The organism is Pseudomonas alloputida (genome assembly GCF_021283545.2).
GTDB lineage: Bacteria > Pseudomonadota > Gammaproteobacteria > Pseudomonadales > Pseudomonadaceae > Aquipseudomonas > Aquipseudomonas alloputida.
The window spans coordinates 1,717,140-1,744,129 of the sequence record NZ_CP128540.1; the positions used below are offsets into that span (position 1 = coordinate 1,717,140).

Here is a 26,990-nt window from a genome sequence, read left to right on the forward strand (position 1 = left end):
GCGCGTGGCCAGCGCTGTCATGCATCACGTTCGTGGGCTAACACCGCGCTTGACGCCAGCCGCTGGCGCATCAGGAAGTACCCCGCCACCACCAGCAGTACCGTCAGCACCGTGAACCAGAATTGGAAACGCGATGCCGGGTCGAACGCCTGGGTGCCGATGACTGCCAGCAAGGCGAACAGCGCAATGATATTGGTGTAGGGGAACAGCCAGGCACGGAAGGCGTTTGGGGCGACCGCTTCGTGGCGGGTTTTGATGCGCATGGCCACGTGGGCGATGATGATGAAGATCCATACGACCATGACCAGGCTGCCGGTACTCTTGGCCAAGGTCATGAACAGGTCGCCGCCACTGACAAAGTGCACGGTCAGGATCATCGTGCAGATCGACAGGCTCAGCAGCAGTGCATTGATCGGTACGCCCTTGGCACTGGTGCGTGAGAACAGCTTGGGTGCGTGACCGCGCTGGCTCAGCGAGAACAGCATGCGTGAGTTGGAGAACATGAACGAGTTCATCACTGACATGAACGAGACGAACAGCACCAGTTTCATGGCCACTGCCGCACCACCGAACCCGGCCAGGCTGAACAGTGAAACATAGGGCGAGGCCAGGTTGGCCTTGTCGGTCCAGGGCAGGCAAAGGATCAGGATCGACACGGAACCTACATAGAACAGCATCACCCGCAGGATCACGCTCTTGATCGCGCGGATCACGTTCTGTCGGGGGTTCTCTGATTCACCCGCGGCCACAGCGGCAATTTCGCTGCCGCCCAGGGAGAAAATCACCACGATAACGCCGGCCATCACCGGTGACAGGCCGTTGGGCATGAAGCCGTCATGGGCGGTGAGGTTGATCAGGCCTGGGGCGGGAATATCACTGTGCAGGCCGAGCAGGATCGAGACGCCCAGCAGCATGAAGATAAGGATGGTGGCGACCTTCATCGCGGCCAGCCAATACTCTACTTCGGCAAACGAACGCACCGAGTAGGCGTTGCTGGCCATGAGTGTCACCAGCATCAGGAAGGCGCCTGCCCAGATCGGTAGCCAGGGCAGGAAGTCATGCAGGATGGCGCCCAGCAGTACCGCTTCCAGGGTGATGGTCATCATCGACTTGAACCAGTACAGCCAGCCGACCGCAAACCCAGCCCAGTCGCCGAGGTAGGTGTTGGCGTAGGTCGAGAACGACCCTGCATCCGGGTTGCGGCAGGCCATTTCGCCCAGCATGAACATGACCAGGGTGACCACCAGGCCACCAATGAAATACGACAGTATGGCCGCGGGCCCTGCCGATGCGATCAGTGAGCCCGAGCCCATGAACAGCCCTGCACCGATCACCCCACCCAGCGCGATCATGGTGATATGCCGCTGCTTGAGGCTTTGCTTCAAACCGTGTGATTGCATTTCCTTGTCCTCTCTTATTTTAGGGGGGATCCGACATCGTTCCCCTACGCAGGCATCGTCATGCGCCTGCGTCCACGCGTGGCAAATAGCTACCAGCCTGCCACCCTGGACAATAAGGCCAAGGACCTCAAACGAATTCTCTGCACAACATCCTGCCGATTTTTCCTGAGACCGGTGATGGCGCCGGTAGCGTTGCAGTTGACGAAGCCATGCACCACCTGAACGTCGACGCCACCGGACGACGATCAGGCTGGGGCGCCTTGGACGAACCGCGGCGCTATTCTTACCGGCCGCTGCCACACCCTCATACCGGGCGTGCTGCTTGTTGCTCTTCATCCAGGCCGCCGTCCACCTTGGCGACCTGCTCTTGCGCTTTCTCCTCGATCTTGCGCTCGATGTCTTCTTTCATGCGCTGGGCGATCAACTCGTCGACCTTTGCTTTCATTTCGGGCGGCAGGGCGTCGTACTCTTCTTCGGTCAAGCCGATTTCACGCAGCAGTTTTTCCTTGATCATCTCGCCGGGCGACTTGGACATGAAGTCGTGAAATTCCTGCCGGGCAGTCTTGGGCGGCAGGGGTTCTCCGATGATCGTCTCGGTGGTCGCAGAACCTAGGTTTTGCAGCATCACCTTGAACTTGGCAAAGGCTTCTGCACGAGCATCCTCTGCGTTTTGCTGAGCGGTGCTGCCCCCGCTCTGATGTTGGCTCGCCGTGTTGGCGGTGGATATTGGCGTGCGCAGCGGTGCAATCTGGGCCACTGTCTGCTCATCGCTGGTGTACCGAGGCTGGTGGAGCGTGGGCTGCCAGCTGACGCCGTTAGGGGCGATTATCATGTTTCCTCCTTGGAAATCTCGTTGGCAGGTACCAAGCGCAAAATCCATGCCAGCGCTGTGCCGGTCGAAATCAGGGCGTTGGCACTATTTCGGTTGCACGTGGGTGGGCATATGCTTGCCCGTGATAGGCATCATCTTGCCGCTCGCGGCAATCAACACCACTGTCGGCAGCCCCTTGATCGGAGCGCAGTTGCTGGGCATCAGGGAGAGCGTCCATGAGTCAAGACACCAGGCCGGTACCTGCCGGCTTCAGTGAACAGCAATTGCACACCTTGTTCGATTTGATCAGCGATGGCATCTGGGACTGGAATGCCAATACGGGTTACGTCTATCGCAACCCGGGCTGGTACAGCATGCTGGGTTATGCCAGCCACTCCATGGCCAACTCGGTATTTACCTGGGAAAGCGTGATCCATCCCGAAGACTATCCACGGGTAATGGCCCATTTCGAGGCCTACATCAATCATCGCAACGAGCGCTACCGCATTGAATACCGTTGCCGTTGTCAGGACGGCAGCTACATCTGGATCGAAGACAGCGGCTACATCATCGCGCATAACGAGGACGGTTCCGTGGCACGCATGCTGGGTGCGCATCGCAATATCGACGCTGGCAAGCGTTTGGTGTCTCAACTGGAACAGAAGAACCAGTCGCTGGAGTTTCAGGTGGCCGAACGCACCCGTGAGTTGTCCTGGGTGAACCAGCAGTTGCAGCGGCAACTGGACGAGAACCGTGAATTGGCCGAACGCGATGCGTTGACCCGTGTCGCCAACCGTTACCGGCTGGAGAGCGCGTTGCAGCTGGAGTGCCAGCGCGCCCAGCGCTTCCGCCAGCCGTTGTCGCTGATTGCCATGGACATGGATGATTTCAAGCCGATCAACGACCGCTACGGTCACGCCCGTGGCGATGCGGCGCTGGTCCGGGTGGCCGAAAGCCTGCGCACCTGCTTGCGCGAACTGGACCTGCTGGCGCGCTGGGGCGGTGACGAGTTCGTCATCGTGCTGCCGCAGACCGCGCTGGGGGAGGCGCTGGATGTGGCGGCGCGCTTGCGTCAGGTGCTGGAGCAGGTGGAGCCGGTGGGTGACTGCCGGCTGACCATGAGCTATGGCGTGGTGCAATGGCGGGAAGGGGAGGACCAGCACGCGCTGCTGGCGCGTGCCGACAAGGCGCTCTACAGGGCCAAGGGGACAGGCAAGAACGCAATTGCCGAGTAGCTAGCCCCTCAAAGAGTGTGCGGTTCTCTGGAGGCTTAGATGGCCTGAATGAAAAAAGACCCGCAGCGCCTCTCGGCGCAGCGGGCCAAATCGGCCTCGGCCGCTTCAGTGTCAGATATGCAAGGCGTGGCCCAGGGCGCGCAGTGCGGCTTCCTGTACCGCTTCACCGAGCGTTGGGTGGGCATGAATGGTACCGGCCACATCTTCCAGGCACGCGCCCATCTCCAGCGATTGGGCAAACGCGGTGGATAGCTCGGAGACCGCCACGCCAACCGCCTGCCAACCCACGATCAGGTGGTTGTCACGGCGCGCCACCACCCGCACGAAACCGCTTTTCGATTCCAGGCTCATGGCCCGGCCATTGGCGGCAAACGGGAACTGCGCGACGATGCAGTCCAGGCCCTGCTGGCTGGCTTGTTCCGGGGTCTTGCCGACCACCACCACTTCCGGGTCGGTAAAGCACACGGCGGCAATCGCTGTCGGTTCAAAGCGTCGGGCCTTGCCGGCGATGATTTCGGCGACCATCTCGCCCTGGGCCATGGCCCGGTGCGCCAGCATCGGTTCGCCAGCGACGTCGCCGATGGCCCAGACGTTGTGCATGCTGGTGTGACAGCGCTCGTCGATGGCAATGGCGGCGCCGTTCATCTTCAGGTCCAGGCATTCCAGGTTGAAGCCCTTGGTGCGTGGCCGGCGTCCCACGGCCACCAGTACCTGGTCGGCCTCAAGGCGCAGTTGCCCACCCTTGCCGTCGCTGGCCAGCAGGCAGCCATTTTCGTAGCCCTCGACGCTGTGGCCCAGGTGCAACGCTATGCCCAGTTTCTTCAGCGACTCGGCCACCGGGGCGGTCAATTCGCTGTCGTAGGTCGGCAGGATGCGCTCCCGCGCTTCCACCACACTCACCTGTGCACCCAGCTTGCGATAGGCAATGCCCAGCTCCAGGCCGATATAGCCACCGCCGACCACCACCAGGTGTTGCGGCAGGGTTTTCGGCGCCAGGGCTTCGGTCGAGGAAATCACCGGGCCACCCAGCGGCAGCATAGGCAGTTCGACACTGCTGGAACCGGTCGCCAGCAACAGATGCTCGCACTGGATACGCTGGCCATCGACCTCGACCTGCTTGCCGTCCAGTACCTTGGCCCAACCATGCACCACTTTCACCCCGTGCTTTTTCAGCAGGGCGGCAACACCTGTGGTCAGGCGGTCGACAATGCCGTCCTTCCAGGTGACGCTCTGGCCGATGTCCAGGCGCGGCGAAGCCACGCTGATGCCCAGCGGCGAGGGTTCGGTAAAGCGCGAGGCCTGGTGAAACTGCTCGGCCACGTGGATCAGCGCCTTGGACGGGATGCAGCCGATGTTCAGGCAGGTGCCGCCCAGTGCCTGGCCTTCCACCAGTACGGTAGGAATGCCCAGTTGCCCGGCGCGGATGGCTGCTACATAGCCGCCAGGGCCGCCGCCGATGATCAACAGGGTAGTCTGGATAATCTGTTGCATGCTCACTCCACGAACAGGCAGGCGGGTTGTTCGAGCAGGCCACGTACGGCCTGGATGAACAGGGCGGCATCCATGCCATCGACCACGCGGTGGTCGAACGAGCTGGACAGGTTCATCATCTTGCGCACGACGATCTGGCCGTCGATCACCACTGGCCGTTCGACCATGCGGTTGACCCCGACGATTGCCACTTCCGGGGTGTTGACCACCGGCGTGCTGACAATGCCACCCAGGGCGCCAAGGCTGGTCAGGGTGATGGTCGAGCCGGACAGCTCTTCACGGCTGGCCTTGTTGTTACGTGCAGCGTTGGCCAGGCGCGAAATCTCGCCGGCATTGGCCCACAGGCTGCCCGCTTCGGCGTGGCGCAGCACGGGCACCATCAGGCCGTTGTCACCTTGGGTGGCAATGCCCACATGCACCGCGCCATGGCGGGTGATGATCTGCGCTTCGTCATCGTAGGTCGCGTTGATCTGCGGGAAGTCACGCAGCGCCACGACCAGGGCGCGTACCAGGAATGGCAGCAAGGTCAGCTTGCCCCGGCTGTCGCCGTGCTTGCTGTTGAGTTGCTGGCGCAGGGCCTCCAGGGCGGTGACGTCGATTTCCTCGACATAACTGAAGTGCGCGACCCGGCGTTTGGCGTCCTGCATGCGCTGGGCAATCTTGCGGCGCAGGCCGATCACTGGCACCTGCTCGCTGTCGGTGCGCTTGGCATAACCATCAGGTGCTTGCCCGGCATTGCTTTGCGGCTTGCTCATGAAGGCATCGAGGTCTTCGTGCAGAATACGCCCGGCCGGGCCGCTACCATGCACATAACGCAGTTCGATACCGGCGTCCAGGGCGCGTTTGCGCACGGCAGGCGAGGCCAGCGGCTTGTCGCCCGGCTGGCGCGGCACGATGGGCGCAGCTTCGTGGTTGGCGGGCGCCTGGTACACGGCGGGTTTTACGTCTTTCTGCGGTTCCGGCTTGGCTGCAATGGGGGCAGCCGGGGCCTCTACCGGTTTTGGCTGAGGCACATCCACATGGTTGCCGCTGCCTTCCACTTCGATGCGGATCAGTTCGCTACCGACCGCCATCACTTCCCCGGGCTGGCCACCCAGGGCCAACACCTTGCCGCTGACCGGCGAGGGGATTTCCACGGTGGCCTTGTCGGTCATGACGTCGGCCACCACCTGGTCCTCGGCGATGATGTCGCCGACCTTGACGAACCATTCCACCAACTCGACCTGCGCGATGCCTTCGCCAATGTCCGGCATCTTGATGACGTGCGTGCCCATTCAGACCTCCATGACCTTTTTCAGTGCCGCACCTACCCGCGAAGGGCCTGGGAAGTAAGCCCATTCCTGTGCGTGAGGGTAGGGGGTGTCCCAGCCGGTGACGCGTTCGATCGGCGCCTCCAGGTGGTGGAAGCAGTGCTCCTGCACCAGCGACACCAGCTCGGCACCGAAGCCGCAGGTGCGGGTGGCCTCGTGCACCACCACGCAACGGCCGGTCTTTTTCACCGACTCGACGATAGTGTCCAGGTCCAGCGGCCACAGGCTGCGCAGGTCGATCACTTCGGCATCGACGCCGCTTTCTTCGGCGGCCACCTGGGCCACGTACACCGTGGTGCCGTAGGTCAGCACGGTCACGTCATTGCCAGGGCGGGTAATGGCGGCCTTGTCCAGCGGTACGGTGTAATAACCGTCGGGCACGGCGCTGTGCGGGTGCTTCGACCACGGGGTTACAGGGCGGTCGTGGTGGCCATCGAACGGGCCGTTGTACAGGCGTTTGGGCTCCAGGAAGATTACCGGGTCGTCGCATTCGATCGAGGCAATCAACAGGCCTTTGGCGTCATAAGGGTTGGACGGCATCACGGTGCGCAGGCCGCACACCTGGGTGAACATCGCTTCCGGGCTCTGGCTGTGAGTCTGGCCGCCATAGATGCCGCCGCCGCAAGGCATGCGCAGGGTCAGCGGGGCAATGAACTCGCCGGCCGAACGGTAACGCAGGCGGGCCAGCTCGGAGACGATCTGGTCGGAGGCCGGGTAGAAGTAGTCGGCGAACTGGATCTCCACCACCGGGCGCAGGCCATAGGCACCCATGCCCACGGCGGTACCGACGATGCCGCTCTCGGAGATGGGCGCGTCGAACACGCGCGATTTGCCGTACTTGTTCTGCAGGCCTTCGGTGCAGCGGAACACGCCGCCGAAGTAACCGACGTCCTGGCCGTACACCACCACATTGTCGTCGCGCTCAAGCATGACATCCATGGCCGAGCGCAGGGCCTGGATCATGGTCATGGTAGTGGTGGCCATGGCGGTTTCCGGGTTGATGCTGTTGTTGTGGTCGTTCATCTCAAACCCCCAGTTCCTGGCGTTGACGGCGCAGGTGGTCGGGCATTTCCTTGTACACATCCTCGAACATCGAGGCGGCGCTCGGGATGTGCCCGTTGGCCAGGGTGCCGTACTGCTCGGCTTCTTTCTGTGCGGCAATCACCGCAGCTTCGAGCTCGGCCGTGACGGCCTGGTGTTCTTCCTCGGACCAGTGGCCGATCTTGATCAGGTGCTGCTTCAGGCGGGCGATCGGGTCACCCAGCGGGAAGTGGCTCCAGTCGTCGGCAGGGCGGTACTTGGAGGGGTCGTCCGACGTCGAGTGCGGGCCGGCACGGTAGGTGACCCACTCGATCAGGCTTGGGCCCAGGCCGCGGCGGGCGCGCTCGGCCGCCCAGCGCGAGGCAGCGTACACGGCGACGAAGTCGTTGCCGTCAACCCGCAGCGAAGCAATACCGCAACCCACGCCACGGCCGGCAAAGGTGGTCGACTCGCCACCGGCGATGGCCTGGAAGGTGGAAATGGCCCATTGGTTGTTGACCACGTTGAGGATGACCGGGGCGCGGTATACGTGGGCAAAGGTAAGGGCGGTGTGGAAGTCCGACTCGGCAGTAGCGCCGTCACCGATCCATGCCGAGGCGATCTTGGTATCGCCCTTGATCGCCGATGCCATGGCCCAGCCGACCGCCTGCACGAACTGGGTCGCCAGGTTGCCGCTGATGGTGAAGAAGCCGGCTTCGCGCACCGAATACATGATCGGCAACTGGCGGCCCTTGAGGGGGTCGCGCTCGTTGGACAGCAGTTGGCAGATCATCTCGACCAGCGACACGTCGCGGGCCATCAGGATGCTTTGCTGGCGGTAGGTCGGGAAGCACATGTCGGTGCGGTTCAGCGCCAGCGCCTGGCCGCTGCCGATGGCTTCTTCGCCCAGGCTTTGCATGTAGAAGGACATCTTCTTCTGGCGCTGGGCAACCACCATGCGGCTGTCGAAGATCCGCGTCTTGAGCATGGCGCGCATGCCTTGACGGAGGATCTGCGGGTCGATGTCTTCGGCCCAGGGGCCTTGCGCATCGCCTTGCTCGTCGAGCACGCGGACCAGGCTGTAGGACAGGTCGGCAGTGTCGGCAGCATCGACATCGATCGCGGGTTTACGGGCTTGACCTGCATCGTTGAGGCGCAGGTAGGAAAAATCGGTCTGGCAGCCTGGCCGGCCGGTGGGCTCGGGCACATGCAAACGCAGGGGGGCGTACTCGTTCATGCTTTTTACGCTCGCTCGGGTATTTGTTTTTGTGAGCTCTGAAGCGGCCGCCGCTGAGTACCGGCTTGTGACTGGTAAGTCAGCGTCACCTACATCTTAGTGGCACGGCAGGAGAATTTTTCTCTCAAGTTGATTGCCTTTGCTGAGCAGGGCAGATAAACATTCCGCATAAACACAAAAAACCGGTGATTTTGTCTTATGCGCAAACTCGATCGTACTGATATCGGCATTCTCAACAGCCTGCAAGAGAACGCCCGCATCACCAATGCCGAGCTGGCACGCTCGGTGAACCTGTCGCCCACGCCTTGTTTCAATCGGGTGCGGGCCATGGAAGAGCTGGGGGTGATTCGCCAGCAGGTGACCTTGCTGTCGCCTGAGGTGCTGGGGCTGGATGTGAATGTGTTTATCCATGTCAGCCTGGAAAAACAGGTGGAGCAGTCGTTGCATCGCTTTGAAGAAGAGATCGCCGAGCGGCCTGAGGTGATGGAGTGCTACCTGATGACCGGCGATCCGGATTACCTGCTGCGGGTGCTGCTGCCGAGCATCCAGGCGCTGGAGCGGTTTCTCGATTACCTGACGCGCTTGCCAGGGGTAGCCAATATTCGCTCGAGTTTTGCCCTGAAGCAGGTGCGCTACAAGACGGCGTTGCCGTTGCCGGCCAATGGCATGACCTTGCGGGAGTAGGGGGCGGCGCCGGCACAAGGATCGCATCCACCTGTAGGCGCGGGTTCACCCGCGAAGAGGCCGGCACAGCCACCCAATAGGCTGCTTGATATTTTGAACACCCGCAGCCTATGTTGTTGTCAGCCTACAACAACAAGGACAAGCGTCATGAGCACTGCTCAGCTCCAGGGCATCGACGAAATCGAATGCGTCACCCCCGACCTCAACGGCGTTCCGCGCGGCAAGGTGATGACCGCCGAAGGCTTCCTCGAAGGCCGTCGTCTGCAGATGGCCCGGGGCGTGCTGCTGCAATGCATCATGGGCGGTTATCCACCAGCGAAATTCTACGGCAGTGACGACGGCGACCTGGCACTGGTGGCCGAACCCAGTCAGGTCCACCGCCTGCCCTGGAGCGATGACGGCCGCGCCTTGGCCATCTGTGATGCCAACGAGCTGGATGGCCGGCCCTCGGCACTGTCCACACGGGGCCAGCTGAAGGCCGTGATAGCCCGCTATGCGGCACTGGGCCTGGCGCCGGTAGTGGCAACCGAGCTGGAGTTCTTCGTCTTTGCCCCCAACACCGACCCGCAGCAACCGTTCCTGCCGCCTGTAGGCAGCGATGGCCGCCGCGAGCTGGGCCATTCGGCGTTCAGTGTCAGTTCCAACAACGGCCTGCGCCCGTTCTTCAAGGAGGTGTACCACTGCATGGCCGCGCTCGGCCTGCCACGTGACACCTTCATGCACGAAATGGGTGTCAGCCAGTTCGAGATCAACCTGCTGCACGGCGACCCGCTGCTGTTGGCCGACCAGACCTTCCTGTTCAAGCACCTGCTCAAGGAAGTGGCGCTCAAGCACGGGCTGACCGTGGTCTGCATGGCCAAGCCGCTGGCGCGTACGCCCGGCAGTTCCATGCACATTCACCAGAGCCTGGTCGAGGCCGGCAGCGGCCGTAACGTATTCAGTGACGAGCAAGGCCTGCCGACAGAAACCTTCCACCATTTCATCGGCGGGTTGCAGGCGTGCATGGCCGACTTCACCGCCCTGTTTGCACCCAACGTCAACTCCTACCAGCGCCTGTGCCACCCCTATGCCTCGCCGAACAATGCGTGCTGGTCCGAGGACAATCGCGCCGCTGGCTTGCGCATTCCGGCCAGTGCGCCGGTCGCGCGACGGGTGGAAAACCGCCTGCCTGGCGCCGATGCCAACCCCTACCTGGCCATTGCAGCCAGCCTGGCCGCCGGGCTGCATGGCATCGAGCAGCGCTTGCAGCCATCGCCGGCCATCCAGGGCGAATTCGAAGTGCCCGAGCACCTGAGCCTGCCGTGCACGCTGCACGCGGCCCTTGAAAGGCTCAAGCGCAGCACGCTGGCGCGGGAACTGTTCGGCAGCGAGTTCATCGAAGGCTACATTGCCAGCAAGACCCTTGAGCTGAGCGATTTCTTCGACGAGATCACACCGTGGGAGCGTCGGGTCCTGGCGGCACAGGCCTGAGCGCGACACAACCTGCACCGGGCACGCCCCCGCAGTGCCAATTAGCTGTCGGGGGCCTGCGCCAGGCGGTTTTTGCCTTTATGCTGCTAGCACCCAAAACTGCCACCTGACCAGGGAGCTCCACGGGACGTATGCGAAATGTATGGAAGCCGTTTCAGTCGTTGTATTTCGCCGCGCTGATGATGTTGATCGGCTCGGGCCTGCTCAGCACCTACCTGGCCCTGCGCCTGGCTGCCGACCATGTCGACAGCCTGTGGGTGGGTGCGTTGATGGCGGCCAACTACTTTGGTCTGGCGGTTGGCGGCAAGGTTGGCCACCGGCTGATCGGACGGGTAGGGCACATACGCGCCTATGCCACCTGTGCCGGTATCGTCGGCGCTGCGGTGCTCGGTCATGGCCTGACCAGCTGGCTGCCGGCCTGGGTCGGGCTGCGCGTGATCGTCGGCCTGGGGATGATGTGCCAATACATGGTCATCGAGAGCTGGCTCAATGAGCAGGCCGATGTGAAGCACCGGGGCGCGGTGTTCAGCGGCTACATGATTGCCTCGTACCTGGGGCTGGTGCTTGGCCAGTTGATTCTGGTGGTGCACCCGCAGCTCGGCCCTGAGCTGCTGATGTTGGTGGCGATGTGCTTTGCCCTGTGCCTGGTGCCCGTGGCGATGACCCGGCGTATTCACCCGGCGCCCTTGCGCCCGGCACCGATGGAGCCGAAGTTCTTCATCAAGCGCGTGCCGCAGTCGCTCAGTACGGTGTTGGGCTCGGGGCTGATTGTCGGCTCGTTCTACGGTCTGGCGCCTTTGTATGCGTCAAGCCAGGGGATGAGTACCGAGCAGATCGGTCTGTTCATGGGTAGCTGCATTTTTGCCGGCCTGCTGGTGCAGTGGCCGCTGGGCTGGTTGTCTGACCGTTATGACCGGGCGGTGCTGATTCGGAGTGTGGCAGTGGGGCTGGCGCTGGCGGCTGCGCCATTGGCAATACTGCCCAGTGTGCCGCTGGAGTTGCTGTTCGGTATCGGCTTCCTGATCTCGTTGCTGCAGTTCTGCTTGTACCCGCTGGCGGTTGCCTTTTCCAATGACCACGTGGAAAGCGAGCGCCGGGTATCGCTGACGGCGATGCTGTTGGTGACCTACGGTGTGGGTGCATGCGTCGGCCCGCTGGCGGCAGGCGTTCTGATGAAAGTGCTGGGCGCGCAGATGCTGTATGCCTTCTTCGTATTCTTTGCCCTGGTGCTGGTCTGGCGCATTCGGCCGAAAGCGGTTACCGGCCTGCATCAGGTACAGGATGCACCGCTGGGCCACGTGGCGATGCCGGCGGCCGGTTCGCCATTGTCGGCGGCGCTGGACCCGCGGGTGGATGAGCAGACGGTGCAGGACGTGATGCAGGCGCCGGTGGCGGCTGAAGACACCGAGGATGAAGAGAAGGGCGCGCAGCAACAGGCGCCTGAAGAGGTCAGCAAGTCGGTGTAGGAGCGGGTTTACCCGCGAAGCGGCCAGCCCAGCAGAAACACAAATGAAAACGCCACCTCAGCAGGTGGCGTTTTCTGTTTTACCGACCGACGATCAATAATCGTCCTTGTCGAACCGCCGCGCCTCACGCTGCAGCTGGTACACGAAACTCTCGATCTTGCGCTGCGCCTGCCCGCTCAGGTTGTGGAAACGCACGCCGGCAAAGGTGGTGTTGATGCGCTCTTCATAGTGCAGATGACGCAGCTCGACCATGGTGTCCACCAGGCCCAGTGGGTTGCCCGCCTTGAAGCGCTCATACACCTGGCCCAGTTGCAAGCGGTCTTCGACATTGCCTTCGAAGCGCAGTTTGCAGCCGGTGGCCGAGATATCCAGCAGCTTGCCTCGCATGGCGCCGTTGCCCTTGAGGTGAGCACCGTCAAGGATGATGTCGACCAGCTGCGATAGCTTCAGCGCGGCGCGGAAGGCGTTGCGGCGCTGGTGGTAGGTCACCTCTTGCGGCAGGGGGCCGCTGTAGCAGCGGTGGCCGTCGACTTCGCTGATTTTCAGCGCGTGATCGCATTCCCAGGCGATGCGTACACCATCGTGGAAGCCTTCGACACGGAAGTGCTCGCCGTTCTCGATGAATTTCTCGCCGTCACGGGGGATCATCTCATCCAGTGCCAGGGTGTTGCTTTCGCGGTCCACGTGCACCACATAGCTCTGGAAGCGATGGCTGCGGTCGTGGAAGGTGATGATCAGGGGGTCGTGGCTTTCCTGCAGCTGCCGCAAGTTGGCCGCAATCTCCAAGGGGGTGCTCAACACCTTGGGTGGTTGCGGGGCATCGGATTCATTGAACACAGCTTATTGTTCTCCAGGCAAAAGCGACACACGCAAGTAACGGCATTTTGCCACTATGTTCTGTGCCTTGATAGAAAAATCACACTTGGCTGAGCGCGCGCGGCTTGGCCAGCGGCGAGGTGCTGCCACGGCTATCGTAGAGCGAAGGCGAATCGCCGCCCTGAAGGATGCGGATCTGGTTGTTGGTGACGTGTTGCTGCACCTGGATGATCCGGCCATTGGTCTGGTTGACCTGCTGGCAGTCGTCCATCAGTTGCGACAACATGTCGAGCCGCTGCAGCATCACATCACCATGGGGTGACTGCGCAGCTACAGCCTGCACACCGGTGCGGTCGGCACTCAGGCCCAGGCTGCCGAGCAATTGGCTGCGGCGCTGGCCATGCTGCTCGAGCAAGATGATCAACGACTGCTTGCGCGCCAGGATTTGCTCCAGCAGCGGCATGTCGCGGCCATGCAGGGCGATTGCTTCCTTGTGCAGAAGGTCGAGCAATTCCTGCATCGGGGCAATGTCATCTTCGATCAGTTGCAGCAAGGTGGTGTCGTGCATGGCTAACTCTTGGCTTTTCTGGCGTCCGTGAAGTCAGCGCGCCGTACGGTCAGCGCTGGGCTTCGAAATCAAGCAGTTTGCTGGCGACCCGGCCGGCATCGACCTGGTAGCTGCCGTCGGCGATCGCCTGCTTCAACTGGGCCACACGGGCGCTGTTGACCACGGGCTCGTCGCGCAGCTTGTCGCTGATCTTCTGCAACTGCTGTGCCTCTTGGCTGAGGTGTACCGCCTCTCCGCTGGCGCTGGTGTCTTTCACCGCTTCCTGGCTGGCTGCCGGTTTTTCGGCGCTGCCGGACGCGGTGTTGCCGCGCACGCCGCCCGTGACGGACGGAGAGTTATTCAAACGACTGAAGTCGATGACCATGATCAGAAACCTCTGGGTATTTGGACGCTTGCCTTGTTTTCGGCCAACCCGATATAAACTTTAGGCACAAATGCATTGCCGCCTGTCGGCAAGCCCGCGAACCCGTGTTCTGACACAGTTTAGGAAAAGCGGTTCCTCACTGCCAGCGCAATCTGGTGGCTAGCCTACATACTGACCTCGACCTGGCCCGGGCCGGTCACCCTGGCCTTGACCACGCGTTTGGAATTGAGGTTGCGTACCCGAATCTGCTCGCTCAGGCCGCCCTTGCTCAAGGCTTCGCCCGGCATGCGCACACTCAGGCTGCCACTGCGGGCAATGATCACCACCTGGTCACCCTTGCGCACCACCTCGGCCTGTTCCAGATGTTGCGGGGTGAGCACCTGGTCGATCACCGTGGGGCGCAGCATCTTCATGCCCACCGCCTGGTCCAGCTCGGTCAGAAAGCCCTGGCCCAGGGTGCCGACATCGCGCTCGCGCAGGGCCACGTCACCTTCGCCGACCGTGTTGTCGCGCTTGAGCGGGCGGGTCACCACCACCACGTCGCGGAAAAGTCGCACGGTGGCCGGCACGAATACCGTCCACGGTGCTGCGCCGTTGCAGCGTATCCGTACCGTCACACGGCCCAGCGGCTGGGCCGGGCTTTCCAGTGAGGCGTCCAGCTGCTGGCTGCACAACGGCATGCGCAGGCGTGGGTCCAGCGGGTTGACCTGGATTTCATAGCGGCCGGCAGTCTGGGTGGTGGACAGATAATCTTCAACGGTGAATTCAAGAAACCCTTGGGTGACACCGATAAGCTGTTCAGGCAAGGTGAACGCGTTCGCCACCGTGCGAACGCCGGGCATCAGCAGGCACAGCGTGGCCAGCGGGCCAGTCAGCAGGCGTGTCAATCGTCGGGAAAATGTCGTTTTCGTGTGCATGACACTCAAAAAAGCAAAGCCCGTGCCGACTCGCTACCTGAGTTGCAACGAAAGGCTGAAACGTTAAGGAGTCTGGCATGGCGGGTGTTATGGATTCGGTCAACCAGCGCACGCAGCTGGTGGGGCAGAATCGCCTGGAATTGCTGCTGTTCCGCCTCAATGGCGAACAGCTTTACGGCATCAATGTGTTCAAGGTCAGGGAAGTACTGCAATGCCCTGCGCTGACCCTGCTGCCCAAGGCGCACCCTGTGGTGCGTGGCGTTGCCAATATTCGCGGGGCGACCATCCCGATCCTCGACTTGTCGATGGCCACCGGGTTGCGGCCGTTGCAGGAAGACACACGCAACAGCTTCGTGATCATCACCGAGTACAACACCAAGACCCAAGGCTTCCTGGTGCATTCGGTGGAGCGCATCGTCAACATGAACTGGGAAGAGATCCATCCGCCACCCAAGGGTACCGGCCGTGATCACTACCTGACCGCTGTCACCCGGGTGGACAACCGCATGGTCGAGATCATCGACGTGGAGAAGGTGCTGGCCGAAGTGTCGCCGTCGTCCGAGTCGGTATCGGCCGGTGTGATCGATGCCGAAGTGCAGGACAAGGCGGTGTTGATGCGGGTGCTGACCGTCGATGACTCGTCGGTGGCGCGCAAGCAGGTCAGCCGTTGCCTGCAGACCGTAGGGGTCGAGGTGGTGGCGCTCAATGATGGCCGTCAGGCTCTGAACTACCTGCGTCAGCTGGTGGATGAGGGCAAAAAGCCGGAAGAAGAGTTCCTGATGATGATCTCGGACATTGAAATGCCGGAAATGGACGGTTATACGCTAACCGCAGAGATTCGCAGCGATCCGCGCATGCAAAAATTGCACATCTGCCTGCATACTTCGCTTTCCGGGGTGTTCAACCAGGCAATGGTCAAGAAGGTCGGTGCCGATGACTTCCTGGCCAAGTTCAAGCCGGATGACCTGGCCCAGCGGGTGGTCGACCGGATCAAGGCAGCGCATTGAAGCAGCCGGGGGCATGCCCTCCGGCACCAGTGATTGAAAAGAGGCGGCAGTAGTGTCTACGGGTAATTTGGATTTCGAACAGTTCCGGGTCTTCCTGGAGAAAGCCTGTGGCATCCTGCTGGGCGAGAATAAGCAGTACCTGGTTTCCAGCCGTCTCAACAAGCTGATGGAACAACAGGGCATCAAGAGCCTGGGTGAGCTGGTGCAGCGCATTCAGGCCCAGCCGCGCGGCGGTTTGCGCGAGCAGGTGGTCGATGCCATGACCACCAACGAGACCCTGTGGTTTCGCGACACCTACCCGTTCGAGGTGTTGAAGAACAAGGTGATCCCCGAGTTCATCCGCAACAACCCCGGCCAGCGCCTGCGCATGTGGTCGGCGGCCTGTTCGTCGGGGCAGGAGCCGTATTCCATTTCAATGGCGATCGACGAGTTCGAGCGCAGCAACCTCGGCCAGTTGAAGATGGGGGCGCAGATCGTCGCCACCGATCTCTCCGGCACCATGCTGACCAACTGCAAGACCGGCGAATACGACAGCCTGGCGATTGCCCGCGGCCTGTCCCAGGAACGCCTGCAGCGCTACTTCGATCCAAAGGGGCCGGGGCGTTGGGCGGTCAAGCCGGCGATTCGCAGCCGTGTCGAGTTCCGCTCGTTCAACCTGCTCGACAGCTATGCCAGTCTGGGCAAGTTCGACATCGTGTTTTGTCGCAATGTGCTGATCTATTTCTCGGCGCAGGTGAAGAAGGACATCCTGCTGCGCATTCACAGTACCCTCAAGCCCGGTGGCTACCTGTTCCTCGGCGCCTCGGAAGCGCTGAACGGCTTGCCGGACCATTACCAGATGGTGCAGTGCAGCCCGGGGATCATCTACCAGGCCAAGTAAGCACGAAGGCCGGTATCGAGAGATGCCGGCCTTTTTGTATGCCTATCCGCTGTTCCTGCCGAGCTCCCCGTAGGAGCGGGTTTACCCGCGAAGAGGCCGGCCCAGGAAAACACTGACGTCAATTTTTTGTTTTGCCGCTTTTGCCGCCCATCAATTGCCGCTTTTGTCACCTCAGGCGGAAGGCCTTTGCCGCTTTTCTGGCATCAATCTGACAGTACCGCGCCGCAAAACCCCATAAATACGGGCTTTCCAGTGGTTGGCACAGCCCTTGCTATGCCTTGCTCAACGAAATTCCGGTCAACCTCTGAAGGTTTCCCTGACATGAGCATCAGCTTCGACAAGGCGCTTGGTATTCACGAAAAAGCACTGGGCTTCCGCGCCCAGCGCGCTGAAGTGCTGGCCAACAACATCGCCAACGCCGACACGCCCAACTACAAGGCCCGTGACATGGACTTCGCCTCGGTGCTCGCAGCCGAAAGCGACAAGCAGCAGAGCGGCGGCCGCTTCAACCTTGACCGGACCAACAGCCGGCACATCGAAGCTGAGGGCCTGGCCATGGCCGATGAAACCCTCAAGTACCGCACGCCGCTGCAGCCGTCGATCGACCAGAACACCGTGGATGCGCAGATCGAACAATCGAACTACACGGAAAACGCGATTGGCTTCCAGGCCAGCTTCACCTTGCTCAACAGTAAATTCAAAGGGCTGGTTTCCGCCCTGCGGGGAGAATGACCATGTCCCTTTCCAGTGTCTTCAACATTGCCGGTAGCGGCATGAGCGCACAGAACACGCGTCTGAACACCGTGGCGTCCAACATCGCCAACGCCGAGACCGTGTCTTCGAGCATCGACCAGACGTACCGCGCCCGCCACCCGGTGTTCGCCACCACCTTCCAGAATGCGCAGGCCGGTAGCAGCCAGTCGCTGTTCGAAGACCAGGGCGAGGCAGGGCAGGGCGTGCAGGTAAAAGGCATCGTCGAAGACCAGAGCACCCTTGAAGCACGCTACGAGCCGAACCACCCGGCGGCGAACAAGGACGGCTACGTCTACTACCCGAACGTCAATGTGGTCGAGGAGATGGCTGACATGATCTCCGCCAGCCGCGCGTTTCAGACCAACGCTGAACTGATGAACACGGCCAAGAACATGATGCAGAAAGTGCTGACCCTGGGGCAGTGATAGGAAGCCGACATGACCACCACCAATTCCACTACAGACGTCGGCAGCGCATACCTGACCTCGCTGCAGAAGCAGACGTCCAAGACTGACAGCTCTACCGGCGCCGCCGGCAGCGCGCTGGGCAAGGACGCGTTCCTGCAGTTGCTGGTCACCCAGATGCAGAACCAGAACCCGCTCGACCCGCAGGAAAACGGCGAGTTCGTGGCCCAGTTGGCGCAGTTCAGCAGCCTGGAAAGCATGCAGTCGCTGAACGACGCTGTGACCTACATCGCGGCCGGGCTGCAATCTTCCCAGGCCTTGCAGGCCTCCTCGCTGGTCGGGCGCAATGTCATTGTCCAGACCGACAAGGCTGTGGTCGATACCAGCAAGGACATGAAGGGCTCGGTCAACCTGACGTCGTCCAGTACCTCCACCTCGGTGGGGATCTACGACAAGGACGACAAGCTGGTGCGCACCATCGAACTCGGTACCCAGAAGTCTGGCAGCATCGACTTTACCTGGGATGGCCTGAACGATGACGGTGAAGTCGCGGCCGCCGGGACCTACACCTTCAAGGCCACCGCCTCGATCGATGGCAAGGCCACGGCCATGACCACCAACCTGCCGGCCTCGGTTACCAGTGTGACCATGGGTAGCAACGGTTCGGAGATGACGCTCAACCTGGCCGGGCTGGGCAGTGTTGCGCTTTCCAAAATCCAAAGCATCGGCATCTAGGGCCTGAGCAAAACGACAGGAGTTACACATGTCTTTCAATATCGGCCTTAGCGGCCTCTATGCAGCAAACAAGGCCCTGAACGTTACCGGCAACAACATTGCCAACGTTGCCACCACCGGCTTCAAGTCGTCGCGTGCCGAGTTCGCCGACCAGTACTCCAACTCCATTCGCGGCACCAGCGCGGGCAAGACCGTGATCGGCACCGGGGTAAAGACTGCCGCGGTGTCGCAGCTGTTCACGCCAGGCAATATCAACGCCACCGGCCAGGCGCTGGACATGGCTATCGATGGCAACGGCTTCTTTGCCCTGAACGACAACGGCTCGAAGATCTACACCCGTGCGGGCGCTTTCTACAGCGACAAGGCCGGTTATGTGGTGAATGCTTCGGGTGCCAACCTGCAGGGTTATGCGGTCGGCGAGGACGGCAAGATCATCCAGGGCATCCTGACTGACCTGCAGATCGATACTTCCAACCTGACGCCGAAGCCGACCAGCCTCATCACCGAGAAGATCAACCTGAACTCGGCTGCGACCTCCCCGTCGGTGACGCCCTTCGATCCCACCAATGCCAGTTCCTACAACTTCACGTTCAATACCCCGGTGTTCGACAGCCAGGGTAATGAACACCAGATGAACCAGTACTTCATCAAGGACGACGCGACCAATACCTGGTCCATGCACACCACTATCGATGGCCGCAACCCGGCCAATCCGGCCTCCACCACGCCGCTGGTCAACGCCGTGCCGTTCAAGTCCGATGGTACGCTGGACAAGGATGCAATGACTGCGGGTGACGTCGCGGGCGGCCTGAGCATTGGCGAAGACAAGATCTTCCAGCTCAACGACTGGATCCCGGCGCAGAAAAACGCCGCTGGAGAGTGGTCGGCCAATGGCGCCATCGCCAACGCGGACGGTGTGAAGCTGGACATGCTGGGTGCCACCCAATACAACGCGTCGTCCGCAGAAATCGCCAAAACCCAGGATGGCTTCGCCACCGGTGAGCTGTCGGGGCTGAGCATCGACCAGAACGGCTACCTGTTTGCCAGCTTCACCAACGGCAAGGACAAGGTGATCGGCCAGGTGGCGATTGCCAACTTCGCCAACCTGCAGGGCCTGACGCCGATTGGCGGTACCAACTGGAAAGAGTCCTATGCCTCGGGCGTGCCGGTGATCGGCGCTCCGGACACCGGTACCCTCGGCCAGATTTCCGGTGGTGCCCTGGAGGACTCCAACGTCGACCTGACCGGCGAGCTGGTAAACCTGATCAAGGCGCAGAGCAACTACCAGGCCAATGCCAAGACCATTTCCACTGAAAGCACCATCATGCAGACCATCATTCAGATGACCTGATGATTGTATTGGCTTTGGTGTTTGTAATTGGGGCCGCAAAGCGGCCCCAAGAATGTGAAGGTTCACGCGAATGAAGCGGCTGTCGTTACTGGCCTTGTTCCCCTTGCTGGTGCTGGTTCTGCCTGCCCCCGCTGCCCCCGCCCCGTTCTATCAATGGCAAAGCCTGGTCACCGGCCGCTACCTGTGTTCGGCCCACAACCCGGGCAAAGGCTGGGTGCGCCACTCTGGCCCCTACAACAACGCCGCCTGCCGCGCCCATTGAGCAAGCCCTTGCCGCAGGCGGCAAACATCCGCCGACAAACTGACGGTTATTGCCCCTTGCCGCGCTGAAAGCCCCGTAAACCGGGTGTTTCAGACTTGGTTCAATTATTGCTTGGAACCTGCCCAGTGACAGCGCGGCAGCTACGCGCAGAGGAGAAACTGTGGACAAGTTGCTTTATGTGGCCATGACCGGCGCCAGCCAGAACGCGCTGGCGCAGAAGGCCCACGCCAACAACCTGGCGAACATTTCCACCAACGGTTTTCAGCGCGACCTGGAGCAGGCCCGCTCGATGCCGGTGTTCGGTGACAGCTTTCCGGCGCGTGCATTCGCCATGACCGAGCGCCCGGCCACCGACTTCAGTGAAGGCCCGTTGGTCGAAACTGGCCGCGACCTTGACGTGGCGGTGACCGGCAAAGGCTTTATCGCCGTGCAGGCGCCGGACGGCAGCGAAGCCTATGTGCGTACCGGTAGCCTGAACATCGATGCCCTCGGTGTGCTGCGTGCCGGCAATGGCATGCCGGTGATCGGCAACGGTGGCCCGATCGCCATCCCGCCGGAGCAGAAAGTGGAAGTGGGTGCCGACGGCACCATCAGCATCCGCTCCATGGGTGAAGACCCGCGGGTGATGGCCGAGGTCGACCGCATCAAACTGGTCAACCCGGACACCAAAGGCCTGACGAAGGGCCTGGACGGTCTGATCCATACCACTTCCGGCCAGCCGGCCGATGCCGACGTCAACGTGCGGGTGGTGGCTGGCTTCCTGGAAGGCAGCAATGTCAACGCTGTCGAGGAAATGACCTCGGTGCTGGCGCTGTCCCGCCAGTTCGAACTGCACGTCAAGATGATGAATACGGCCAAGGAAGGCGACGAAGCCATGGCTCGGGTTTTGCAAATCGGCTAATCACTTTTGAACGGGTGCCGTAAAACAGGCGCACGAGGAGAACTCACATGCTTCCGGCTCTTTGGGTCGCTAAAACCGGCCTGTCCGCTCAGGACACCAACCTGACGGTCATTTCCAACAACCTGGCCAACGTCTCGACCACCGGCTTCAAGCGTGATCGCGCCGAATTCGCAGACCTGCTCTACCAGATCAAGCGCCAGCCTGGTGCCCAGTCGACCCAGGACAGCGAGCTGCCCTCGGGCCTGCAGGTCGGTACCGGTGTGCGTATCGTGGGCACCCAGAAAAGCTTCGTTGCCGGCAGCCTGCAAACCACCGACAACCCGCTGGACATGGCAGTCAACGGCCGCGGTTTCTTCCAGATCCTGCAGCCGGACGGCACCGTGTCGTATACCCGTGACGGTACCTTCCACCTGAACTCCGACGGCCAGATCGTCACTGACAACGGCTACGCCCTGGAGCCTGCCATTGTCGTGCCTAACGACGCGCAGACCTTCACCGTTGGCCAGGACGGCACCGTGTCGATCACCACCGCCGGCAACCCGGCTGCACAGGTGATCGGCAACATCCAGACCGCCGACTTCATCAACCCGGCCGGCCTGCAGGCGATCGGCGACAACCTGTTCCTCGAGACCGCCGCCAGTGGCGCGCCTCAGGTCGGCACCCCAGGCCTGAACGGTTTTGGCACCACCTTGCAGCAGACGCTGGAGAACTCCAACGTCAGTACCGTGGAAGAGCTGGTGAACATGATCACCACTCAGCGTGCCTACGAGATGAACTCCAAAGTCATTTCCACGGCCGACCAGATGCTGTCGTTCGTTACTCAACAGCTCTAAGCCCTGTCACTCAGCTGCGCCCGTGAGGTAAGTGTCATGAATCGTCTGTTGTCCGTTTTCGCCCTGGGGGGGGCGGTGTTGCTGGCAGGTTGCGTCGCACCGACGCCCAAGCCCAACGACCCGTACTATGCGCCGGTGTTGCCGCGCACCCCGTTGCCGGCAGCGGCCAACAACGGTTCGATCTACCAGGCCGGTTTCGAGCAGAACCTGTACAGCGACCGCAAGGCGTTCCGGGTGGGTGACATCATCACCATCACGCTCAATGAGCGCACGTCCGCCAGCAAGAACGCGGGCTCGCAGATCGCCAAGACCAGCAAGACCGACATCGGCCTGACTTCGCTGTTTGGTAGCACGCCCAACACCAATAATCCGTTCGGTGGCGGTGACCTTTCGCTGGAGGCCGGTTATAGCGGCGATCGCGCGACCAAGGGCGACAGCAAGGCCACCCAGGGCAACACGCTGACCGGTTCGATCACCGTCACCGTGGCCGAGGTACTGCCCAACGGCATCATCGCCGTGCGCGGCGAGAAGTGGCTGACCCTGAACACCGGCGAAGAGCTGGTGCGCATTGCCGGCATGGTTCGCGCTGACGATATCGCCACCGACAACACCGTGCCGTCCACCCGTGTGGCCGACGCGCGCATCACCTACTCCGGTACCGGTTCGTTCGCCGATGCCAGCCAGCCCGGGTGGCTGGACCGCTTCTTCATCAGCCCGCTTTGGCCTTTCTGAGTACGGATGACCATGTTCAACGTGAGGCAGCTGATTGCCACAACCCTGCTTTTGTCCTGCGCCTTCGCTGCCCAGGCCGAGCGTCTGAAGGACATTGCCAGCATCTCTGGCGTACGTTCCAACCAGTTGATTGGTTACGGCCTGGTGGTGGGCCTCAATGGCACGGGTGACCAGACCACCCAGACGCCGTTCACCCTGCAAACCTTCAACAACATGCTGTCGCAATTCGGCATCAAGGTGCCGGCCGGTTCCGGCAACGTGCAGCTGAAGAACGTTGCCGCAGTGTCGGTGCATGCCGACCTGCCACCGTTCGCCAAGCCGGGCCAGGTGGTGGACATCACCGTGTCGTCGATCGGTAACTCGAAGAGCCTGCGCGGCGGCAGCCTGTTGATGACCCCGCTCAAGGGTATCGACGGCAACGTTTACGCCATTGCCCAGGGCAACCTGGTCGTGGGTGGCTTTGACGCCGAGGGCCGTGACGGCTCGAAGATCACTGTCAACGTGCCGTCGGCTGGCCGTATCCCGGGTGGTGCCAGTGTCGAGCGTGCGGTACCGAGCGGCTTCAACCAGGGCAATACCCTGACCCTGAACCTCAATCGCCCCGACTTCACGACCGCCAAGCGCATCGTGGACAAGGTCAACGACCTGCTCGGCCCTGGCGTGGCCCAGGCCGTTGATGGTGGTTCGGTAAGGGTCAGCGCGCCGATGGACCCAAGCCAGCGCGTGGATTATCTGTCGATCCTCGAAAACCTCGAAATCGACCCGGGCCAGGCGGTGGCCAAGGTCATCATCAACTCGCGTACCGGCACTATCGTCATCGGCCAGAACGTCAAGGTGTCGCCGGCGGCGGTTACCCACGGCAGCCTGACCGTGACCATCACCGAAGACCCGATCGTCAGCCAGCCGGGGGCCTTCTCCAATGGCCAGACTGCCGTGGTGCCACGCTCGCGGGTCAATGCCGAGCAGGAAGCCAAGCCGATGTTCAAGTTCGGCCCAGGCACCACGCTGGATGAAATCGTCCGCGCGGTGAACCAGGTGGGCGCAGCGCCCGGCGACCTGATGGCGATCCTCGAAGCCTTGAAACAGGCCGGCGCCTTGCAGGCCGACCTGATCGTGATCTGAGGACGGCGCGGATGAATATCAAAAGCCAGGTATCCGTTAGTGCCGACAGCGGCGCCTACACCGACCTCAACCGTCTGAGTGCCCTCAAGCACGGCGATCGCGACAGCGAAGCCAATGTGCGCAAGGTGGCCCAGGAATTCGAGTCGCTGTTCATCAGCGAAATGCTCAAGGCCTCGCGCAAGGCCAGTGACGTGCTGGCCGACGACAACCCGATGAACACCGAAACGGTCAAGCAGTACCGCGACATGTACGACCAGCAGTTGGCCGTGAGCATGTCCCGCGAAGGTGGCGGCATCGGCTTGCAGGACGTGCTGGTGCGCCAGCTGACCAAGGGCCGCAGTGCGTCGATCAATACCAGCCCGTTCCCGCGCGTCGATAGCGGTGGCCCGGCATTGTGGGGCAACAAGGTGGCGGAGCCAGCGCATGCCATGGCCTCGTCCGCTACGCGCAACGACGTTGCTGCACTCAACGCGCGGCGCCTGGCCCTGCCAAGCAAACTCACCGACCGCCTGTTGGCCGGTATCGTGCCGTCGGCGGAAACTGCCAATAACGCCGCCGTGCCTGCCCGTGACGGTCAGGCAGTAGCCAAGGCCTTCGCCGTGCCGGACAACGGCCTGCGCATTGTCGGCCGTGCCGTGGCCCAGCCACCGCTGGCGCCGAACAAGGCTTTCACCGACAGCGACGCCTTCGTCGCCACCATGCTGCCAATGGCCGAGCAGGCCGCCAGGCGCATTGGTGTCGACCCGCGCTACCTGGTGGCCCAGGCCGCGCTGGAAACCGGTTGGGGCAAGTCGGTGATGCGCAACAGCGACGGCAGCAGCAGCCACAACCTGTTCGGCATCAAAGCCACCGGCAACTGGCAAGGCGAGCAGGCGCGGGCGATCACCAGCGAATTCCGCGATGGCCAGTTCGTCAAGGAAACCGCGGCGTTCCGCAGCTACGACTCCTACCAGGACAGCTTCCACGATCTCGTTACCTTGCTGCAGAGCAATGCTCGCTATCAAGGTGCGCTGGATGCGGCCGATAACCCTGAGCAGTTTGCAAGAGAGCTGCAAAAAGCAGGTTATGCGACCGACCCGGGCTATGCGAAGAAGATCATCAGCATCGCCCAGCAAATGCAGTCAACCCCGCAATACGCCATGGCTGGCAGAACCACGAACTTATAAAAGGACTAAATCATGTCGAGCCTGATTTCCATCGGCCTGAGTGGCCTGAGTGCCAGCCAGGCGGCCTTGTCGGTAACCAGTAACAACATCGCCAACGCCGCGACCAGTGGCTACTCGCGCCAGCAGACGGTTCAGGCGGCGGGGCCTTCGCACAACATCGGCGCAGGTTTCCTGGGTACCGGCACCACGCTGGCGGATGTGCGTCGCATCTACAGTTCCTACCTGGACAACCAGCTGCAGACGGCCACCTCGTTGCAGGCAGACTCGGTGACGTTCCAGGATCAGATCACCAGCGTCGACAAACTGCTGGCCGACCGTGACACCGGCATCAGCTCGGTCCTTACCGCCTTCTTCTCGGCGCTGCAGACTGCGGCGGCGAAGCCGGGTGACGTTGCCTCGCGCCAGCTGCTGCTGACCCAGGCGCAAACCCTGAGCAACCGTTTCAACGCGGTGAGCACCCAGCTGACCCAGCAGAACGCCACGATCAACTCCCAGCTCGACACCATGGCCGGCCAGGTGAACAAGCTCACAGCCAACATTGCCGAGTACAACAAGCAGATCACCGCGGCCAGCGCCTCCGGCAACACCCCCAACAGCCTGCTGGATGCGCGCAGCGAAGCCGTGCGCCAGCTCAACGAGCTGGTAGGGGTGACGGTGCAGGAGCGTGATGGCAACTACGACGTGTATCTGGGCAGTGGCCAATCGCTGGTCACCGGAACCAAGGCCAACACCTTGTCGGTGGAGCCGGGTGTGGCCGACAAGAGCCAGGTTGCCCTGCGCATCAACTATGACTCGTTCAGCTCGGACGTGACCTCGGTGGTGTCCGGTGGCGCCATTGGCGGCCTGTTGCGTTATCGCCAGGACGTGCTGACGCCGTCGATGAACGAGCTTGGTCGCGTTGCCCTGGTCGTCGCCGACAGCATCAATAGCCAGCTGGGGCAGGGCCTGGATGCCAACGGCCAGTTCGGCAGCTCGCTGTTCTCCAGCATCAACAGCGCCACCGCCATTGCCCAGCGCAGCCTGGCCTCGTCGAACAACAGTGCAGGCTCCGGCAATCTGGATGTCACCATCGCCAACAGCGGTGCGCTGACCACCTACGACTACGAGGTGAAGTTCACCAGCGCCAGCCAGTACAGTGTGCGCCGCTCAGACGGCACCGACATGGGCAGCTTCGACCTGAATGCCGACCCGGCACCGGTGATAGACGGTTTCAGCCTGGCGTTGAAAGGCGGCGGCCTGGCGGCCGGCGACAGCTTCAAGGTGATCCCTACCCGTGCGGCAGCCGGCAGCATCACCACCACCCTGACCGATGCCAACAAACTGGCCTTCGCCGGGCCGATCAGTGCTGCGGCAGGCAGTGGCAACAGCGGTACCGGCACCATCACCCAACCTACGCTGGGCGAATCGCTGGATATCTATGGCGGTGCCGACACCGCACTGATCCAGCAGTCGATTCGCGATTCGATGCCGGTACGCGTGGTGTTCGACGCTGCCAGCGGTGGCTCCCAGGGCTACAAGCTGTTCGACGCCAAGGGTACCCAGATTGGTACCGGCAGCGTGGTGCCTGGGCAGGACAACAATTTGTCCATCGCCGTGCCGATGCTGGATGCGGCCGGCGACCCGATTCTGGATGGTAGCGGTAACCCGCGTACCTTTGCCGTCGAGACCACAATCGGTGGCAGCCCTGCGGCCAATGACAGCTTTACCCTGTCGTTCAATGCCGACGGCAAGGCGGACAACCGCAATGCCAACGCGCTGCTGGACCTGCAGACCAAGTCGACCGTGGGCACCAATTCCGGCACCGGTACCAGCTTCACCTCGGCCTACGCCTCGCTGGTCGAGCGGGTAGGGGCCAAGGCCAGCCAGGCCACCATTGACACCACGGCGACCCAGGCAGTGCTCAAGTCTGCGACCGAAAGCCGCAGCGCAGTGTCGGGCGTCAACCTCGATGACGAAGCGGCCAGCCTGGTGAAGTTCCAGCACTACTACACAGCGTCGTCGCAGATCATCAAGGCGGCGCAAGAAACCTTCTCCACCCTGATTAACGCCCTGTAA

At 62.0% G+C, this 26,990-nt stretch carries 27 protein-coding genes; 17 read left to right on the forward strand and 10 right to left on the reverse strand.

Going from position 1 to position 26,990, the window contains the following annotated elements; all coding sequences use genetic code 11:
• Positions 1-17: 17 nt before the first annotated feature.
• Entirely contained in the window at positions 18-1,400 is a 1,383-nt protein-coding gene (locus LU682_RS07970; RefSeq protein WP_010955116.1) for an amino acid permease, read from the reverse strand.
• 304 nt (positions 1,401-1,704) lie between these two features.
• Positions 1,705-2,232: a hypothetical protein gene (locus LU682_RS07975; RefSeq protein WP_010955115.1), complete on the reverse strand. Its 528-nt coding sequence runs from the start codon at positions 2,230-2,232 to the stop codon at positions 1,705-1,707.
• Between the two features lie 215 nt (positions 2,233-2,447).
• On the opposite strand from LU682_RS07975, the gene LU682_RS07980 reads away from it, so the two are divergent.
• The gene (locus LU682_RS07980) at positions 2,448-3,446 is read left to right on the forward strand and encodes a sensor domain-containing diguanylate cyclase (protein WP_010955114.1); all 999 of its coding nucleotides are present in this window, start codon (positions 2,448-2,450) and stop codon (positions 3,444-3,446) included.
• A 111-nt stretch (positions 3,447-3,557) separates the two neighbouring features.
• Here LU682_RS07980 and lpdA read toward each other — a convergent pair whose 3' ends face one another.
• From lpdA to LU682_RS08000, 4 genes are read right to left on the reverse strand one after another with little or no spacing between them, the layout of a single operon-like run.
• Positions 3,558-4,937 (reverse strand): dihydrolipoyl dehydrogenase, encoded by a 1,380-nt coding sequence (gene lpdA / locus LU682_RS07985; protein WP_010955113.1) that lies wholly within the window; start codon positions 4,935-4,937, stop codon positions 3,558-3,560.
• Between the two features lie 2 nt (positions 4,938-4,939).
• On the reverse strand, positions 4,940-6,211 hold the full coding sequence (locus LU682_RS07990; RefSeq protein ID WP_010955112.1) for a dihydrolipoamide acetyltransferase family protein: 1,272 nt from the start codon (positions 6,209-6,211) through the stop codon (positions 4,940-4,942).
• Positions 6,212-7,270, reverse strand: a complete 1,059-nt coding sequence (locus LU682_RS07995; RefSeq protein WP_012051588.1) for an alpha-ketoacid dehydrogenase subunit beta — start codon at positions 7,268-7,270, stop codon at positions 6,212-6,214.
• Between the two features lies 1 nt (position 7,271).
• Positions 7,272-8,504, reverse strand: a complete 1,233-nt coding sequence (locus LU682_RS08000) for a 3-methyl-2-oxobutanoate dehydrogenase (2-methylpropanoyl-transferring) subunit alpha (protein ID WP_010955110.1) — start codon at positions 8,502-8,504, stop codon at positions 7,272-7,274.
• A gap of 198 nt (positions 8,505-8,702) precedes the next feature.
• On the opposite strand from LU682_RS08000, the gene bkdR reads away from it, so the two are divergent.
• From bkdR to LU682_RS08015, 3 genes are all read left to right on the forward strand, one after another.
• Positions 8,703-9,188: a Bkd operon transcriptional regulator BkdR gene (gene bkdR / locus LU682_RS08005; protein WP_003254485.1), complete on the forward strand. Its 486-nt coding sequence runs from the start codon at positions 8,703-8,705 to the stop codon at positions 9,186-9,188.
• A gap of 228 nt (positions 9,189-9,416) precedes the next feature.
• The gene (locus LU682_RS08010) at positions 9,417-10,658 is read left to right on the forward strand and encodes a glutamine synthetase family protein (protein ID WP_010955109.1); all 1,242 of its coding nucleotides are present in this window, start codon (positions 9,417-9,419) and stop codon (positions 10,656-10,658) included.
• A 131-nt stretch (positions 10,659-10,789) separates the two neighbouring features.
• Entirely contained in the window at positions 10,790-12,124 is a 1,335-nt protein-coding gene (locus LU682_RS08015) for an MFS transporter (protein WP_010955108.1), read from the forward strand.
• A gap of 93 nt (positions 12,125-12,217) precedes the next feature.
• Here the strand turns inward: LU682_RS08015 and LU682_RS08020 are convergent, their stop codons facing one another.
• The 4 genes from LU682_RS08020 to flgA all read right to left on the reverse strand — a co-directional run bounded on the left by LU682_RS08020 (position 12,218) and on the right by flgA (position 14,789).
• Positions 12,218-12,961: a flagellar brake protein gene (locus tag LU682_RS08020; protein ID WP_010955107.1), complete on the reverse strand. Its 744-nt coding sequence runs from the start codon at positions 12,959-12,961 to the stop codon at positions 12,218-12,220.
• A gap of 79 nt (positions 12,962-13,040) precedes the next feature.
• Positions 13,041-13,508, reverse strand: coding sequence for a flagella synthesis protein FlgN (locus LU682_RS08025; RefSeq protein ID WP_010955106.1), 468 nt, complete (start codon positions 13,506-13,508; stop codon positions 13,041-13,043).
• Between the two features lie 49 nt (positions 13,509-13,557).
• Positions 13,558-13,872, reverse strand: coding sequence for a flagellar biosynthesis anti-sigma factor FlgM (flgM, locus tag LU682_RS08030; protein ID WP_003254479.1), 315 nt, complete (start codon positions 13,870-13,872; stop codon positions 13,558-13,560).
• 164 nt (positions 13,873-14,036) lie between these two features.
• Complete coding sequence (gene flgA / locus LU682_RS08035) at positions 14,037-14,789, reverse strand: flagellar basal body P-ring formation chaperone FlgA (RefSeq protein WP_012051593.1); 753 nt, start codon at positions 14,787-14,789, stop codon at positions 14,037-14,039.
• A gap of 77 nt (positions 14,790-14,866) precedes the next feature.
• On the opposite strand from flgA, the gene LU682_RS08040 reads away from it, so the two are divergent.
• From LU682_RS08040 to flgK, 13 genes are all read left to right on the forward strand, one after another.
• Positions 14,867-15,796: a chemotaxis protein CheV gene (locus LU682_RS08040; RefSeq protein WP_010955104.1), complete on the forward strand. Its 930-nt coding sequence runs from the start codon at positions 14,867-14,869 to the stop codon at positions 15,794-15,796.
• 52 nt (positions 15,797-15,848) lie between these two features.
• On the forward strand, positions 15,849-16,676 hold the full coding sequence (cheR, locus tag LU682_RS08045; RefSeq protein ID WP_004575768.1) for a protein-glutamate O-methyltransferase CheR: 828 nt from the start codon (positions 15,849-15,851) through the stop codon (positions 16,674-16,676).
• Between the two features lie 321 nt (positions 16,677-16,997).
• Positions 16,998-17,408, forward strand: a complete 411-nt coding sequence (gene flgB, locus LU682_RS08050) for a flagellar basal body rod protein FlgB (RefSeq protein ID WP_010955103.1) — start codon at positions 16,998-17,000, stop codon at positions 17,406-17,408.
• 2 nt (positions 17,409-17,410) lie between these two features.
• Complete coding sequence (gene flgC / locus LU682_RS08055; protein WP_003254469.1) at positions 17,411-17,854, forward strand: flagellar basal body rod protein FlgC; 444 nt, start codon at positions 17,411-17,413, stop codon at positions 17,852-17,854.
• A gap of 12 nt (positions 17,855-17,866) precedes the next feature.
• Positions 17,867-18,568, forward strand: coding sequence for a flagellar hook assembly protein FlgD (flgD, locus tag LU682_RS08060; RefSeq protein WP_003254468.1), 702 nt, complete (start codon positions 17,867-17,869; stop codon positions 18,566-18,568).
• A 28-nt stretch (positions 18,569-18,596) separates the two neighbouring features.
• Complete coding sequence (gene flgE / locus LU682_RS08065) at positions 18,597-19,919, forward strand: flagellar hook protein FlgE (protein WP_010955102.1); 1,323 nt, start codon at positions 18,597-18,599, stop codon at positions 19,917-19,919.
• A 70-nt stretch (positions 19,920-19,989) separates the two neighbouring features.
• Entirely contained in the window at positions 19,990-20,181 is a 192-nt protein-coding gene (locus LU682_RS08070) for a hypothetical protein (RefSeq protein ID WP_003254464.1), read from the forward strand.
• A 160-nt stretch (positions 20,182-20,341) separates the two neighbouring features.
• Positions 20,342-21,082 carry a flagellar basal-body rod protein FlgF gene (gene flgF / locus LU682_RS08075; RefSeq protein ID WP_010955101.1) on the forward strand — a complete coding sequence of 247 codons (741 nt, stop codon included), beginning with the start codon at positions 20,342-20,344 and terminating at the stop codon, positions 21,080-21,082.
• Positions 21,083-21,129: 47 nt separating this feature from the next.
• The gene (gene flgG / locus LU682_RS08080; protein ID WP_010955100.1) at positions 21,130-21,915 is read left to right on the forward strand and encodes a flagellar basal-body rod protein FlgG; all 786 of its coding nucleotides are present in this window, start codon (positions 21,130-21,132) and stop codon (positions 21,913-21,915) included.
• 36 nt (positions 21,916-21,951) lie between these two features.
• A complete protein-coding gene (flgH, locus tag LU682_RS08085; RefSeq protein ID WP_003254461.1) occupies positions 21,952-22,647 on the forward strand; it encodes a flagellar basal body L-ring protein FlgH in 696 nt (231 codons plus the stop codon).
• A 12-nt stretch (positions 22,648-22,659) separates the two neighbouring features.
• Positions 22,660-23,769: a flagellar basal body P-ring protein FlgI gene (locus tag LU682_RS08090; RefSeq protein WP_004575771.1), complete on the forward strand. Its 1,110-nt coding sequence runs from the start codon at positions 22,660-22,662 to the stop codon at positions 23,767-23,769.
• 11 nt (positions 23,770-23,780) lie between these two features.
• Entirely contained in the window at positions 23,781-24,935 is a 1,155-nt protein-coding gene (gene flgJ / locus LU682_RS08095) for a flagellar assembly peptidoglycan hydrolase FlgJ (RefSeq protein ID WP_060489123.1), read from the forward strand.
• A 12-nt stretch (positions 24,936-24,947) separates the two neighbouring features.
• Positions 24,948-26,990, forward strand: coding sequence for a flagellar hook-associated protein FlgK (flgK, locus tag LU682_RS08100; RefSeq protein ID WP_232885739.1), 2,043 nt, complete (start codon positions 24,948-24,950; stop codon positions 26,988-26,990).

Coding starts and splice junctions, on each gene's coding strand:
- LU682_RS07970 (WP_010955116.1), bottom strand. CDS start 1,400: ATGCAATCACACGGTTTGAAGCAAAGCCTCAAGCAGCGGCATATCACC.
- LU682_RS07975 (WP_010955115.1), bottom strand. CDS start 2,232: ATGATAATCGCCCCTAACGGCGTCAGCTGGCAGCCCACGCTCCACCAG.
- LU682_RS07980 (WP_010955114.1), top strand. CDS start 2,448: ATGAGTCAAGACACCAGGCCGGTACCTGCCGGCTTCAGTGAACAGCAA.
- lpdA (WP_010955113.1), bottom strand. CDS start 4,937: ATGCAACAGATTATCCAGACTACCCTGTTGATCATCGGCGGCGGCCCT.
- LU682_RS07990 (WP_010955112.1), bottom strand. CDS start 6,211: ATGGGCACGCACGTCATCAAGATGCCGGACATTGGCGAAGGCATCGCG.
- LU682_RS07995 (WP_012051588.1), bottom strand. CDS start 7,270: ATGAACGACCACAACAACAGCATCAACCCGGAAACCGCCATGGCCACC.
- LU682_RS08000 (WP_010955110.1), bottom strand. CDS start 8,504: ATGAACGAGTACGCCCCCCTGCGTTTGCATGTGCCCGAGCCCACCGGC.
- bkdR (WP_003254485.1), top strand. CDS start 8,703: ATGCGCAAACTCGATCGTACTGATATCGGCATTCTCAACAGCCTGCAA.
- LU682_RS08010 (WP_010955109.1), top strand. CDS start 9,417: ATGACCGCCGAAGGCTTCCTCGAAGGCCGTCGTCTGCAGATGGCCCGG.
- LU682_RS08015 (WP_010955108.1), top strand. CDS start 10,790: ATGCGAAATGTATGGAAGCCGTTTCAGTCGTTGTATTTCGCCGCGCTG.
- LU682_RS08025 (WP_010955106.1), bottom strand. CDS start 13,508: ATGCACGACACCACCTTGCTGCAACTGATCGAAGATGACATTGCCCCG.
- flgM (WP_003254479.1), bottom strand. CDS start 13,872: ATGGTCATCGACTTCAGTCGTTTGAATAACTCTCCGTCCGTCACGGGC.
- flgA (WP_012051593.1), bottom strand. CDS start 14,789: ATGCACACGAAAACGACATTTTCCCGACGATTGACACGCCTGCTGACT.
- LU682_RS08040 (WP_010955104.1), top strand. CDS start 14,867: ATGGCGGGTGTTATGGATTCGGTCAACCAGCGCACGCAGCTGGTGGGG.
- flgB (WP_010955103.1), top strand. CDS start 16,998: ATGAGCATCAGCTTCGACAAGGCGCTTGGTATTCACGAAAAAGCACTG.
- flgC (WP_003254469.1), top strand. CDS start 17,411: ATGTCCCTTTCCAGTGTCTTCAACATTGCCGGTAGCGGCATGAGCGCA.
- flgD (WP_003254468.1), top strand. CDS start 17,867: ATGACCACCACCAATTCCACTACAGACGTCGGCAGCGCATACCTGACC.
- flgE (WP_010955102.1), top strand. CDS start 18,597: ATGTCTTTCAATATCGGCCTTAGCGGCCTCTATGCAGCAAACAAGGCC.
- LU682_RS08070 (WP_003254464.1), top strand. CDS start 19,990: ATGAAGCGGCTGTCGTTACTGGCCTTGTTCCCCTTGCTGGTGCTGGTT.
- flgG (WP_010955100.1), top strand. CDS start 21,130: ATGCTTCCGGCTCTTTGGGTCGCTAAAACCGGCCTGTCCGCTCAGGAC.
- flgH (WP_003254461.1), top strand. CDS start 21,952: ATGAATCGTCTGTTGTCCGTTTTCGCCCTGGGGGGGGCGGTGTTGCTG.
- LU682_RS08090 (WP_004575771.1), top strand. CDS start 22,660: ATGTTCAACGTGAGGCAGCTGATTGCCACAACCCTGCTTTTGTCCTGC.
- flgJ (WP_060489123.1), top strand. CDS start 23,781: ATGAATATCAAAAGCCAGGTATCCGTTAGTGCCGACAGCGGCGCCTAC.
- flgK (WP_232885739.1), top strand. CDS start 24,948: ATGTCGAGCCTGATTTCCATCGGCCTGAGTGGCCTGAGTGCCAGCCAG.